The following is a 12,999-nucleotide window of genomic DNA, read 5'->3' on the forward strand; positions in this document are numbered from 1 at the left end:
GGACATTTCAAACTGCGAGGGGGGCGACGGGCGATGCACGGCCTATGGACGAACGATCCGACGCGGCGGGGCCGCCACCGGCAGCCCTGGCGCACGGCCGCGCGCAGACGCGGCCACCACAGCCACCACAGCCAACACCACCACAGGCCCGGCGGTCGCCGGAGGCACGCCCACCCGGCGCACCGGAAGCCGGGGGACCCGGTCGCACGGACCGGGAGGCCCCGGTGAGCCCGTCACCGCCCGTCATGACCGCGTTCGACGGTGGCCTGCGGGCGCCGTCCGCGCCGGGGGCGCTGCTGCCGCCCCGGCCGCCGGCCGCCGACGGCCGTTCGAGACTGGCGCCGCAGCTCCTGCTGGCCCTGGTGTGCGGGGGGTACGCCGTCGGTGCCGCGTGCGGCTGGGGTTCCAGCGAGGTCGCGCTGTTCATGGGCGACTTCGGGCTGAGCGCCGCGGCAGGCACCGCCGCCGTCTCGTGCGCGCTGTACGCCCGCGGCCGCCACGTCCGCTTTCGAACCGCCTGGCTGCTGTTCGCCCTCTCCTCGGCGATGGCGGCCCTGGGCAACTCGGTCTGGGGCTGGTACGAGGTCGTCCTGGGCGCGTCCGTGCCCAGTCCCAGTTACGCCGACCTGTTCTTCCTGTGCTTCGCGCCACCGGCGATCGTCGGTCTGCTCGTGCTCGCCAAGCGGCCGGTGAACAGGGCCGGGTGGGTGTGCCTGGCACTGGACTCGTGGCTGATCGGGGGCTCGCTGCTCACGTTGTCCTGGAGCCTCGCACTCGCCCAGGCGGCCAAGTTCGACGGGTCGAGCGTCGCGCACACCGCGCTCTCGCTGGCGTACCCGCTGCTGGACATCGCCCTGGTCTCCATGGTGCTCGTGCTGCACTTCCGGTGTTCCCCGATCAACCGCACCGCGGTGAACACGGCGATCGGCGCGCTCGCCCTGACCGTGCTGTGCGACGCCCTGTTCACCTCGCCGCTGCTGCACAACAACTACCGCTCGGGGCAACTGCTCGACGCCGGCTGGTTCGCCGGCTCCCTGCTCCTGGCGTACGCCCCGTGGGCGGCGCCCCGCCCGGGGCAGCCGGCCGCCGAGCACTACGACACGGACCCGTACCAGGCAGCGCCGTATCGGGCGGAAGGACACCAGTTGGACGGGCGTGAGCCGGACCCGCGCCCCGCCGACGGGCACGCGCGCGTGGCCGACGCCTACGGGCACATCCCCGAGGACCACGGCCGCGTGCCGGCCGACCACGTGCCCGGGCGGCCGCCCGCGGTGCGCCCCGTGCACGGCGGGCCGCCCGCGCAGGGCACGGATCACGACCGGTACCCATCCGGCCGGCCCCTCGCGGGCTCCCTCGCCGCCCTCACTCCGTACCTCGCCGCGGCCGTGTGCACGCTGGGGGTCCTGTACAACGCGCTCAACGGCCACAGTGTCGACCGCGTGGTGCTGATCACCGCCGGCGCCGTCGTGCTGGTGCTCGTCGTGCGCCAGGGCATCGTGCTGCGCGACAACATCGCGCTCACCCAGGAACTGGCCCAGAAGGAGAACCACTTCCGGTCCCTGGTGCAGGGCTCCAGTGACGTCATCATGATCGCCGCACCCAACGGGATCCTGCGGTACGTCTCCCCGGCCGCCGCCGGGGTGTACGGGCGGCCGGCGGAGGAACTGGTCGGCACGGAACTGGCCGGGCTCATCCACCCGGAGGACCTGGGCTGCGTGGTGCACGAGGTGCGCCGCTTCCTGGTCGCCAGCCCGCGCCGAGAGCCCACCGCGCGCATCGAGTGCCGCTTCCGCTCCGGCGACGGCGGCTGGCTCAACGTGGAGTCGACCATCAACCGCCACCACGGCGGCCTCATCTTCAACAGCAGGGACGTGACCGAGAGAGTGCGCCTCCAGGCGCAGCTCCAGCACAACGCCGAGCACGACCCGCTCACCGACCTGCCCAACCGGGCGCTGTTCACCAAGCGCGTCCAGCAGGCCCTGTCCGGCCGCCGCTCGACCGACCACGGCACGGCCGTGCTCTTCATCGATCTCGACGGCTTCAAGGCCGTCAACGACACGATCGGGCACCAGGCCGGGGACGAGCTGCTCGTCCAGGCCGCCCGCAGACTCCAGGAGGCGGTACGTCACGGGGACACCGCGTCCAGACTGGGCGGCGACGAGTTCGCGGCCCTGATCGTCGGGGACGGCACCCGCGATCGCACCGCCCGCGAACGGCACATCCTGGAGCTCGCCGACCGCCTCAGGGTGACGCTGTCGCAGCCGTACCTCATCGACGGCAACGATGTCCGCGTGGCCGCCTCCATCGGCGTGGCCTTCGCCGAACAGGGCCTCGGCGCGGGGGAGTTGCTGCGCAACGCCGACCTCGCCATGTACCGCGCCAAGGCGGCCGGCAAGGGCCGGGTCGAGCTGTACAAGCCGCAGATGCAGCAGGACGTCGTCCGCAAGGCGGAGCTGGCCACCCGGCTCAGAAACGCCCTGCACGAGGGCGAGTTCACCCTGCTGCACCAGCCGGTGGTCCGTCTCGACGACGGCCGGATCACCTCTGTCGCCGCCCAGGCGCGCTGGCGGTCCTCGCAGGGTGTGCTCTTCACACCCGCCGAGTTCCTGCGGGTGGCCGAGGACAGCGACAGGACGGCCGAACTGGGTCGCTGGCTGCTGGAGGAGGCCGTCGCGCAGGCCGCCGAGCGTGCCACGGCCGGCCCGAACGTGTCCGTGGTGGTCCGGATGGGCGCCCGCCGTCTGGTGGACCGCTCGCTGCCGCCCGGCTCCGTGGAGGCCATGCTGACCCGGCACGGGCTGCCGTCCGGAGCCCTCGTGATCGAGCTGTCCGACACCGACCCGCGGGTGCCGCTGGACGAGCTGGAGCGGCGCCTGGCCGCACTGCGGCGGCTCGGTGTGCGCATCGCGCTGGACGGCTTCGGCAGCGGCCACGGGGCCGTCACGGCCCTCAGAAGGCTTCCTGTCGACGCGCTGCGGCTCGACCGCAGTCTGATCGAGGGCGTCGTCGAGTCCGCCCGGTTGCACAAGATCACCAGCGGTCTGCTCCGGATCGCCGCCGACCTCGGGCTCCGGTCCGTGGCCGACGGCGTGGACCTGCCGGAGCAGGTCGTGGCCCTGCGCGCGATGGGCTGCACCCACGGGCAGGGCATGGCGTTCTCCGGCGCGCTGGACGAGCACCGGCTGCGCCGGGCGCTCACCTCCGGCCGCTACCCGGTGCCGCACGGTCCGGCCGAACCGGTGTTCGCCGGGGGGAGCGCCGGGGCCTATACCGCGGCGGTGCCCGTCGTCTTCGGAGGCGGGACGACCCTCCGCTCACATAATGAGACTCCCGTCCCACCCACTTGACACCGGGTGCGTGCCGGAGGGAGGGTCATTTCCATGCGCACCCGAATTCTCGTACTTGGACAGCGCGTCGGCTGAGCTGGGACCCACCGGACGACGATCCGGAACCCAGCGACCACACCGGCGCGCTTCCCCTCGCTTGCCTTGCGGCACGAGGGGTTTTTTGTTGCACGAGCACCTGGCGTGCAGCGTCCGAACTCCGCCCAAACCTCGCAAAAACCCTCAGCATCGAGAAGAGAATGCCGATGACCGAGCAGGCCACCGGGGCCCCTCATCCGCAGCCGCGGCCCCGATCCGGAGGACACCCGTCCGCGCCCGAGCACGTCACGGGTGCGAAGTCCCTCATCCGCTCGCTTGAGGAGGTCGGGGTCGACACCGTATTCGGCATTCCCGGCGGCACGATCCTTCCCGCGTACGACCCGATGATGGACTCCAGCCGGGTGCGCCACGTGCTCGTCCGTCACGAGCAGGGTGCGGGCCACGCGGCCACCGGTTACGCACAGGCGACCGGCAAGGTCGGCGTCTGCATGGCCACCTCGGGCCCCGGTGCCACCAACCTGGTGACGCCGATCGCCGACGCCAACATGGACTCGGTGCCGCTGGTCGCGATCACCGGCCAGGTCGTCTCCAAGGCGATCGGCACGGACGCCTTCCAGGAGGCGGACATCGTCGGCATCACGATGCCGATCACCAAGCACAGCTTCCTGGTCACCAAGGCCGAGGACATCCCGAAGACGATCGCGGAGGCGTTCCACATCGCCTCGACCGGTCGCCCCGGTCCGGTCCTCGTCGACATTCCGAAGGACGTGCTGCAGATGCAGACGACCTTCTCCTGGCCGCCGGTCATGGACCTGCCCGGCTACCGCCCGGTCACCAAGCCGCACGCCAAGCAGATCCGCGAGGCGGCCAAGCTCATCACCTCCGCGCGGCGGCCCGTGCTCTACGTCGGCGGCGGCGTCATCAAGGCCGGCGCCACGGCCGAGCTGAAGGTCCTCGCGGAACTCACCGGAGCGCCCGTCACCACCACTCTGATGGCGCTCGGCGCATTCCCCGACAGCCACCCGCTGCACGTGGGAATGCCGGGCATGCACGGTGCGGTCACCGCCGTCACCGCGCTGCAGAAGGCCGACCTGATCGTCGCCCTCGGAGCCCGCTTCGACGACCGCGTCACCGGCAAGCTGGACAGCTTCGCCCCGTACGCCAAGATCGTCCACGCCGACGTCGACCCGGCCGAGATCGGCAAGAACCGCGCAGCCGACGTGCCGATCGTCGGGGACGCCCGCGAGGTCCTGGCCGACCTGATCCAGGCTGTCCAGAAGGAGCACAGCGAGGGCCACCGCGGCGACTACACCGCCTGGTGGAACGACCTCGCCCGCTGGCGCGAGACCTACCCGCTCGGCTACGAGCAGCCCGCGGACGGCTCGCTCTCCCCGCAGCAGGTCATCGAGCGCATCGGGCAGCTCGCCCCCGAGGGCACGGTCTTCGCCGCGGGTGTCGGCCAGCATCAGATGTGGGCCGCGCACTTCATCCAGTACGACAAGCCCGCCACCTGGCTGAACTCCGGCGGCGCCGGAACCATGGGCTACGCGGTCCCGGCCGCGATGGGTGCCAAGGCCGGGCAGCCGCAGAAGACCGTCTGGGCGATCGACGGCGACGGCTGCTTCCAGATGACCAACCAGGAACTCACCACCTGCGCGCTGAACAACATCCCGATCAAGGTCGCCGTCATCAACAACGGCGCCCTGGGGATGGTCCGCCAGTGGCAGACCCTGTTCTACAACCAGCGGTACTCCAACACGGTGCTGCACTCCGGCCCCGACGACGTCAACCCGGAGGCCAGGGGCACCCGCGTCCCCGACTTCGTGAAGCTGTCGGAGGCCATGGGCTGCCACGCCATCCGCTGTGAGTCCCCGGAGGACCTCGACAAGGTGATCGAGGAGGCGAACTCCATCAACGACCGCCCGGTCGTCGTCGACTTCATCGTCCACGAGGACGCGATGGTCTGGCCGATGGTCGCCGCCGGCACCTCCAACGACGAGATCATGGCCGCCCGCGACGTCCGCCCCGACTTCGGCGACAACGAAGACGACTGACAGAGAGCTGAGTGAGAACCATGTCCAAGCACACCCTCTCGGTCCTCGTCGAGAACACACCCGGCATCCTCGCCCGGATCGCCGCCCTGTTCTCCCGTCGCGGCTTCAACATCGACTCCCTCGCGGTCGGCGTCACCGAGCACCCCGACATCTCCCGCATCACCATCGTGGTCAGCGTCGAGGACTTCCCGCTGGAGCAGGTGACCAAGCAGCTCAACAAGCTGGTCAACGTGCTGAAGATCGTCGAGCTGGAGCCGTCGCATGCCGTGCAGCGCGAACTCGTCCTGGTGAAGGTGCGCGCCGACAACGAGACGCGCTCCCAGATCGTCGAGATCGTCCAGCTGTTCCGCGCCAAGACCGTCGACGTCTCCCCGGAGGCGGTGACCATCGAGGCCACCGGTTCCAGCGACAAGCTTTCGGCCATGCTCAGGATGCTGGAGCCGTTCGGCATCAAGGAGCTGGTCCAGTCCGGAACGATCGCGATCGGACGCGGCGCCCGCTCGATCACCGACCGGTCGCTGCGCGCCCTGGACCGTTCCGCATGATCGGGGTCCGGGCGGTCGGGTGACACCGGCCGCCCGGATACCGAGACTCCGAGACCTTCCGTCCCCACCGGCATACGGTGGGAAGCACAAACTGCACACCAAGGAGAGAACCCAAAGTGGCCGAGCTGTTCTACGACGCTGACGCCGACCTGTCCATCATCCAGGGCCGCAAGGTCGCGGTCATCGGCTACGGCAGCCAGGGCCACGCCCACGCCCTGTCGCTGCGCGACTCCGGTGTCGACGTCCGGGTCGGTCTGCACGAGGGCTCCAAGTCCAAGGCCAAGGCCGAGGAGCAGGGCCTGCGCGTGGTCACCCCGGCGGAGGCCACCGCGGAGGCCGACGTCATCATGATCCTGGTGCCGGACCCGATCCAGGCCCAGGTCTACGAGGAGTCCATCGCCCCGAACCTGAAGGACGGCGACGCGCTGTTCTTCGGCCACGGCCTCAACATCCGCTTCGGCTTCATCAAGCCCCCGGCCGGCGTGGACGTCTGCATGGTCGCCCCCAAGGGCCCGGGCCACCTGGTGCGCCGCCAGTACGAGGAGGGCCGCGGCGTTCCCTGCATCGTCGCCGTCGAGCAGGACGCCTCGGGCAACGCCTTCGCGCTGGCCCTGTCGTACGCCAAGGGCATCGGCGGCACCCGCGCGGGCGTCATCAAGACGACCTTCACCGAGGAGACCGAGACGGACCTGTTCGGTGAGCAGGCCGTCCTGTGCGGTGGCACCGCGGCGCTGGTGAAGGCCGGCTTCGAGACCCTGGTCGAGGCGGGCTACCAGCCGGAGATCGCCTACTTCGAGTGCCTGCACGAGCTGAAGCTGATCGTCGACCTCATGTACGAGGGCGGCCTGGAGAAGATGCGCTGGTCGATCTCCGAGACCGCCGAGTGGGGCGACTACGTCACCGGCCCGCGCATCATCACCGACGCCACCAAGGCCGAGATGAAGAAGGTCCTCGCCGAGATCCAGGACGGCTCCTTCGCGCGCACCTGGATGGACGAGTACCACGGCGGTCTGAAGAAGTACAACGAGTACAAGAAGCAGGACTCCGAGCACCTGCTGGAGACCACCGGCAAGGAGCTGCGCAAGCTGATGAGCTGGGTGAACGAGGAGGCCTGAGCCTCGTGCCGAAGGGGCCGGGGCGATACCGCTCCGGCCCCTTCGGCGAACCCGGGCGACGCCGCCGGTCCGTGGCCGGTTCGCGGTGTTGTCCCGCCCGTCCAGCCACGGACGGGTGATCCTTCCGCAGTGGCGCAATACGATGCATGCGGCGCCACTACACTTCTGAACTACAACGCGTCAGGCCCACAGCGTCGTGCGTCTTCCACGCGGCTAGCCCCCTCCTCAGCCTGCGGCCGTCGGGACACGGCCGTCCGCATGCTCCCCCCTAGCTTTTCAAGGCATGGGAGGTGCCCCCAGATCTGTGAGGACTCACGTGAGCTCGAAACCCGTCGTACTCATTGCTGAAGAGCTGTCGCCCGCGACCGTCGACGCGCTCGGCCCGGACTTCGAGATCCGGCACTGCAACGGCGCCGACCGGGCCGAACTGCTCCCCGCCATCGCCGACGTGGACGCGATCCTGATCCGCTCGGCGACCAAGGTCGACGCCGAGGCCGTCGCCGCGGCGAACAAGCTCAAGGTCGTCGCACGAGCCGGCGTCGGCCTGGACAACGTCGACGTCTCCGCCGCCACCAAGGCCGGCGTGATGGTCGTGAACGCCCCGACCTCCAACATCGTGACCGCCGCCGAGCTGGCCTGCGGTCTGCTCCTCGCCACCGCCCGCAACATCCCGCAGGCCAACGCCGCGTTGAAGAACGGCGAGTGGAAGCGCAGCAAGTACACCGGCGTGGAACTCGCCGAGAAGACCCTCGGCGTCGTCGGCCTCGGCCGCATCGGGGCCCTGGTCGCCCAGCGCATGTCGGCCTTCGGCATGAAGGTCGTCGCCTACGACCCGTACGTGCAGCCCGCGCGGGCCGCGCAGATGGGCGTCAAGGTGCTGACGCTGGACGAGCTGCTCGAGGTCTCCGACTTCATCACCGTGCACCTGCCCAAGACGCCCGAGACCCTCGGCCTGATCGGCGAGGAGGCGCTGCACAAGGTCAAGCCGAGCGTGCGCATCGTCAACGCCGCGCGCGGCGGGATCGTCGACGAGGAGGCGCTGTACTCGGCCCTCAAGGAAGGCCGCGTGGCGGGCGCCGGTCTGGACGTGTACGCCAAGGAGCCGTGCACGGACTCGCCGCTGTTCGAGTTCGACCAGGTCGTGTCCACCCCGCACCTGGGCGCCTCCACCGACGAGGCCCAGGAGAAGGCCGGCATCGCCGTCGCCAAGTCCGTCCGCCTCGCCCTCGCCGGCGAGCTCGTCCCGGACGCGGTCAACGTCCAGGGCGGCGTCATCGCCCAGGACGTCAAGCCGGGCCTGCCGCTCGCCGAGCGCCTCGGCCGTATCTTCACCGCGCTCGCGGGCGAGGTCGCGGTCCGCCTCGACGTCGAGGTGTACGGCGAGATCACCCAGCACGACGTGAAGGTGCTGGAACTCTCCGCGCTCAAGGGCGTCTTCGAGGACGTCGTCGACGAGACGGTGTCCTACGTCAACGCGCCACTGTTCGCCCAGGAGCGGGGTGTGGAGGTGCGCCTGACCACCAGTTCGGAGTCGGCCGACCACCGCAACGTCGTCACCGTGCGCGGCACGCTCGCGGACGGCGAGGAGGTCTCCGTCTCCGGCACGCTGGCCGGCCCCAAGCACCTCCAGAAGATCGTCGCGGTCGGTGAGTACGACGTCGACCTCGCGCTTGCCGACCACATGGTCGTCCTGCGCTACGAGGACCGTCCCGGTGTCGTCGGCACCGTCGGCCGTGTCATCGGCGAGGCCGGCATCAACATCGCCGGTATGCAGGTCGCCCGCGCGGTCGCGGGCGGGGAGGCGCTGGCGGTGCTGACGGTCGACGACACGGTGCCCGCCGGAGTGCTTGCGGAGGTCGCGGAGGAGATCGGCGCCACGTCCGCCCGCTCGGTCAACCTGGTCTGAAGTCGCCGTTCGTTTCAGGTGACCCCCGGTTGAGGTCGCCGTCCCCCGGGGGCGCTGCCCCCCGGACCCCCGTTCGCCCTGAACGGGATCGTCCTCAAACGCCGGACGGGCTGCTCGAGCCCGTCCGGCGTTTTCCCGTGCTGTGGATGACTCTCAGGCCGCAGCCCCCGCCACCTCGGCCGGCGCTGCCGCTTCCCTGACGTGGATCCGGCGCAGTGTCGTCGCCGCACCGGCCGCCGCGAGGAGCAGGACCGCCGCTCCGGTGAGCGCCGCGCCGTGCATCCCGCTGGTGAAGGCTTCCCGGGCGGCGGTGGCCAGGGCGTCTCCCGCGCGCCCCGGCGCCTGCCGGGCGATGGCCAGCGCGCCACCCAGGGTCTCGTGCGCGGCCGCCGGGGCGGAGGACGGAATCCCATGGCGGTAGATCGCCGTGCCGATCGAGCCGAGGACCGCCATACCCAGGGCGCCGCCGAACTCCGCGCCGGTCTCCAGCAGCGAGGAGGCCGCGCCCGCCTTCTCCACCGGGGCCGCGCTCAGCGCCAGGTCGGTCATCTGGGACAGCACCGTCACGATGCCCGAGGCGAGGACTCCGGCCGCGACCAGCACCAGCCAGAGCGAGTCCGTGCCGGCCAGGGCCAGCAGGCCGTAGCCCACCGCGGCGATCGCGAAGCCCGCCGTCACGACGTAGGCCCGGTTGACGCCCTTCTGGACCAGCGCGGCGGCCGTCGGTGCGGCCATTCCGATCGGCACGGACGGCAGCAGCGCCCACAGGGCCGCCTCCATCGCGCTCTTGCCGAGCACCGACTGGAGGTACTGCGTGGTGAAGAACGCCGAGCCCATCATCGCGAAGGACGAGACGAGGTTGAGGACCACCGCGGGTGCGAAGCCCCGGCCGCGGAACAGGGCCGGGGAGATCATCGGCGAGGCCGCCGTGCGCTGGCGGTGGACGAAGAGGGCGGCGAAGAGCAGGCCGACGGCGACGGAGACGACGTAGAGCGGGTGCGCGCCCTCGGACGGGATCTTCTTCAGCCCGTAGATCACGGGGAGCACCGCCGCCATGGACAGCGGCACGCTCAGCAGGTCGAAGCGGCCCGGCTCGGAGCTCTTCGACTCGGGGAGCAGGAACGGGCCGAGCGCCAGCAGCAGCACCATCGCGGGCAGGTTGACCAGGAACACCGAGCCCCACCAGAAGAACTGGACCAGCACGCCGCTCAGCACGGATCCGAGCGCGATCCCGGCGGTCATCACACCGGACCAGATGCCGATGGCCTTCGCGCGCTGGGCGGGGTCGGTGAACATCGTGCGGACCAGCGCCATCGTGGACGGCATCAGGGTCGCCCCGCCGATGCCGAGGACCGCGCGGGCGGCGATCAGGGTCTCGGCGCTGCCCGCGTACGCCGCCACCAGCGAGGCGGCTCCGAAGGCGGCGGCGCCGATCAGCAGCAGTTTGCGGCGGCCGATGCGGTCGCCGAGCGAGCCCATCGTCATCAGCAGGCCGGCCAGGACGAAGGCGTAGATGTCGAAGATCCACAGCTGCTGGGTGCCGCTCGGCTCCAGGTCCGCGCTGATCGCCGGGATGGCGAAGTACAGGACCGAGACGTCCATCGAGACCAGCAGCAGCGGCAGCATCAGCACGCCGAGAGCGGTCCATTCGCGTCGCCCGGCACGCGGCGCCTTCGCGGACGGGGTCGTGGTGGTGCTCGTCGAGTTCGTCATGCCTCGTACTGTACGAACGTCTTAAACGCTTGTCTAGTACGCCTGTATAAGTCGCTTGTCTGGGACGGTTGTATGAATCGCGGGTAGGGTGGCAGGCATGGGACACCGTGAGGATCTGCTCGAGGGCGCCAAGCGCTGCCTGCTGCAGAAGGGCTTCGTGCGCACGACCGCGCGCGACATCGTGAAGGAGTCGGGAACCAACCTCGGCTCGATCGGCTACCACTACGGCTCGAAGGACGCGCTGCTGGTCCAGGCGTACGTCTCGTTGATCGAAGGCGTGGGGGAGGGCCAGGGACAGGACCAGGGCTGGGGTACGGGTGCCGCGGAAACGGCGCCCCTGGGGTCGCTGGAACGGTTCCAGGGCATATGGGCGAACGTCATCGGTTCGCTCCCCGGGGCGCGGGCGATCTGGCTGCTGAGCTTCGAACTCGTCCTCCAGGGCGACCGGATCCCGGAGGTGCGCCGGATGCTGGGCGAGGCTCAGCGGGACGGGCGTTCGGGCCTGGCCTCCCTGTTCACCGGCATCCCGGAGAGCGAACTCGACAAGGAGACCGTCGAGACGGAGGGCCGGTTCTACATCACCCTCCTCAACGGGCTGATGGTCCAGTGGCTCTTCGACCCGGACTCGGCGACCGACGCCGACCAGCTCACCGAGGGGCTGCGCCGAGTGATCGCGGGCACCGGGCGGGAGTCCTAGGTCCTGTCGTCACATTCCCGTCGTCGCCCGAAGGGCGGCTCCGCGGCGTCTGGTGCGTGCTCTCGGCGTGCCGGGCGGAAGTCCTCGTACTGGACGTACTTGGGCTTTCGCCCGGTGTGGCGAGAGTGCGTGCCAGGCGTCGCGGGGCAGGCGGGAATTTGACGACAGGGCCTAGAGCCGCGCCGCCTTCAGCGCCATGTGCAGCAGCAGCCGGTCCTCGCCGTCGTCCAGGTCGAGGCCTGTCAGCTGCTCCACCCGGGACAGGCGGTAGTACAGCGTCTGGCGGTGGATGCCCAGCTCGGCGGCGGTGCGCCCGGCCTGTCCCGCGCAGTCGAGATAGGCCTCGGCGGTGCGGGCCAGTTCCTGGTGGGCGGGGGAGAGCAGCCCGTGCAGCGCGGGGTCGTGCGCGGCCTCCGGCGGCAGCCCGGTGAGCAGCCGGTACGGCCCGATGGCCGCCCACCGCGCGACCGGCCCCAGCCGCGGCTCCGCCAGGGCGGCCCGCGCCGCCGCAGAGGCCTCCGCCCACGCGGTCCCCAGTTCGTCGAGCCCCGTCCGCGCCGCGGCGATCCCCGCGGCCACCCCGCCGCCGCCCGCGGCGGTTCGGCCCGGCCCGCCGTCTCGTCCGGTCGTCCCGTCCTGGGCGGAGGCCCCTCCGGTCCCGGCACCGGTGCGGCCCGCGCCGCCGGACCCCGATGCGGCCGCCTGCTCCAGCAGGCGGGTCGCCGCCGACACCGCCGGTGTCAGGGTGTCCGTGGAGCGCAGGCTGACCAGCAGGACCAGGCTCTGGCCACTCGTCCCCCAGGGGATCGCGCACAGGGCCCTGGCGCCCGGCAGGGTGCGCACCGAGGGGGCGTCGTCCGGGTCCGCCGACGGCCAGGGGGCCACGCACACCACCGTGTGCGGTCCGTCCGCGCTGACCCCCAGCGCCGTCCGCAGCTCCGCCACTGCCATGTCCCGCGGCCAGCCCGGCTCGGCGGTCAGCACCGCCCGCAGCTCCCGGGTGAGGTCCGCGCCGTGCTGGGCCTCTTCCGCCAGCAGCGCGCCGATCCGCCCGGTCACCAGCATGGCCGCGGCCAGCTGACGCTCGGTGGGCCCGGGGTCGTAGTCCAGGAGCCAGACGTAGCCGAGGACGACACCCCGATGGCGGACCGGAAGGCAGATCCGTCCCCGGTACACGCCCGCCTCCGGGGTCCGCGGGATCCGCACCGGACCGGTCGCCCGGGTGATGCCGAAGCCCTCGAACCAGTGGCGGACGGCCGCCGTGGAGCGGCGGGTCAGGATCGAGCGGGTGCGCACCGGGTCCAGGGCGGACGGATCCAGGTCGCCCTCGCTGTCGTAGGCGCCGAAGGCGATCAGCTCGAAGTTCCGGTTCTCCAGGGTGGCCGGCGCGCCGAGCAGCTCCGAGATCTCGTCGACCAGCTCCTGGTAGTCACCCTTGTAACTGGATGTCACTCGGGCATTCTCCCGCATTTCCGCATGGCTTTCATACATCTGTCTGAGATCACGTGCGCGGATGCGTGACAGCTGTCGATGGCCGACGATCTGAGGAAACCTTTACTTTCACGGTGGTTCTCCGTGCCGCCCCC

At 71.0% G+C, this 12,999-nt stretch carries 8 protein-coding genes; 6 read left to right on the plus strand and 2 right to left on the minus strand.

Annotation, left to right across the window (positions count from 1 at the left end):
* The first annotated feature begins 245 nt into the window (after nucleotides 1-245).
* The 5 genes from ACIQFZ_RS12490 (at nucleotide 246) to serA (ending at nucleotide 9,003) form a co-directional block, all read left to right on the plus strand.
* Nucleotides 246-3,347, plus strand: a complete 3,102-nt coding sequence (locus ACIQFZ_RS12490) for a putative bifunctional diguanylate cyclase/phosphodiesterase (protein WP_402691247.1) — start codon at nucleotides 246-248, stop codon at nucleotides 3,345-3,347.
* Nucleotides 3,348-3,589: 242 nt separating this feature from the next.
* Nucleotides 3,590-5,437, plus strand: coding sequence for an acetolactate synthase large subunit (locus ACIQFZ_RS12495; protein ID WP_365423011.1), 1,848 nt, complete (start codon nucleotides 3,590-3,592; stop codon nucleotides 5,435-5,437).
* Between the two features lie 20 nt (nucleotides 5,438-5,457).
* The gene (ilvN, locus tag ACIQFZ_RS12500) at nucleotides 5,458-5,982 is read left to right on the plus strand and encodes an acetolactate synthase small subunit (protein ID WP_361416262.1); all 525 of its coding nucleotides are present in this window, start codon (nucleotides 5,458-5,460) and stop codon (nucleotides 5,980-5,982) included.
* Between the two features lie 116 nt (nucleotides 5,983-6,098).
* Nucleotides 6,099-7,097 carry a ketol-acid reductoisomerase gene (gene ilvC / locus ACIQFZ_RS12505; RefSeq protein WP_141358082.1) on the plus strand — a complete coding sequence of 333 codons (999 nt, stop codon included), beginning with the start codon at nucleotides 6,099-6,101 and terminating at the stop codon, nucleotides 7,095-7,097.
* Nucleotides 7,098-7,413: 316 nt separating this feature from the next.
* A complete protein-coding gene (gene serA / locus ACIQFZ_RS12510; protein ID WP_365423007.1) occupies nucleotides 7,414-9,003 on the plus strand; it encodes a phosphoglycerate dehydrogenase in 1,590 nt (529 codons plus the stop codon).
* A gap of 153 nt (nucleotides 9,004-9,156) precedes the next feature.
* On the opposite strand, the gene ACIQFZ_RS12515 is transcribed toward serA, so the two are convergent.
* Complete coding sequence (locus tag ACIQFZ_RS12515) at nucleotides 9,157-10,716, minus strand: MFS transporter (RefSeq protein ID WP_402691191.1); 1,560 nt, start codon at nucleotides 10,714-10,716, stop codon at nucleotides 9,157-9,159.
* 97 nt (nucleotides 10,717-10,813) lie between these two features.
* Between ACIQFZ_RS12515 and ACIQFZ_RS12520 the strand changes: the two genes are divergently transcribed.
* Entirely contained in the window at nucleotides 10,814-11,413 is a 600-nt protein-coding gene (locus ACIQFZ_RS12520; protein WP_402691192.1) for a TetR/AcrR family transcriptional regulator, read from the plus strand.
* Between the two features lie 171 nt (nucleotides 11,414-11,584).
* Here ACIQFZ_RS12520 and ACIQFZ_RS12525 read toward each other — a convergent pair whose 3' ends face one another.
* Nucleotides 11,585-12,883 carry a PucR family transcriptional regulator gene (locus ACIQFZ_RS12525; protein WP_402691193.1) on the minus strand — a complete coding sequence of 433 codons (1,299 nt, stop codon included), beginning with the start codon at nucleotides 12,881-12,883 and terminating at the stop codon, nucleotides 11,585-11,587.
* Nucleotides 12,884-12,999: the final 116 nt, after the last annotated feature.

The sequence above is a fragment of the Streptomyces sp. NPDC093064 genome (genome assembly GCF_044754605.1).
GTDB lineage: Bacteria > Actinomycetota > Actinomycetes > Streptomycetales > Streptomycetaceae > Streptomyces.

What these genes read in the sequence shown, in the direction of transcription:
- ACIQFZ_RS12490 (WP_402691247.1), top strand. Translation starts at nt 246, where the DNA reads ATGACCGCGTTCGACGGTGGCCTGCGGGCGCCGTCCGCGCCGGGGGCG.
- ACIQFZ_RS12495 (WP_365423011.1), top strand. Translation starts at nt 3,590, where the DNA reads ATGACCGAGCAGGCCACCGGGGCCCCTCATCCGCAGCCGCGGCCCCGA.
- ilvN (WP_361416262.1), top strand. Translation starts at nt 5,458, where the DNA reads ATGTCCAAGCACACCCTCTCGGTCCTCGTCGAGAACACACCCGGCATC.
- ACIQFZ_RS12515 (WP_402691191.1), bottom strand. Translation starts at nt 10,716, where the DNA reads ATGACGAACTCGACGAGCACCACCACGACCCCGTCCGCGAAGGCGCCG.
- ACIQFZ_RS12520 (WP_402691192.1), top strand. Translation starts at nt 10,814, where the DNA reads ATGGGACACCGTGAGGATCTGCTCGAGGGCGCCAAGCGCTGCCTGCTG.
- ACIQFZ_RS12525 (WP_402691193.1), bottom strand. Translation starts at nt 12,883, where the DNA reads ATGCGGGAGAATGCCCGAGTGACATCCAGTTACAAGGGTGACTACCAG.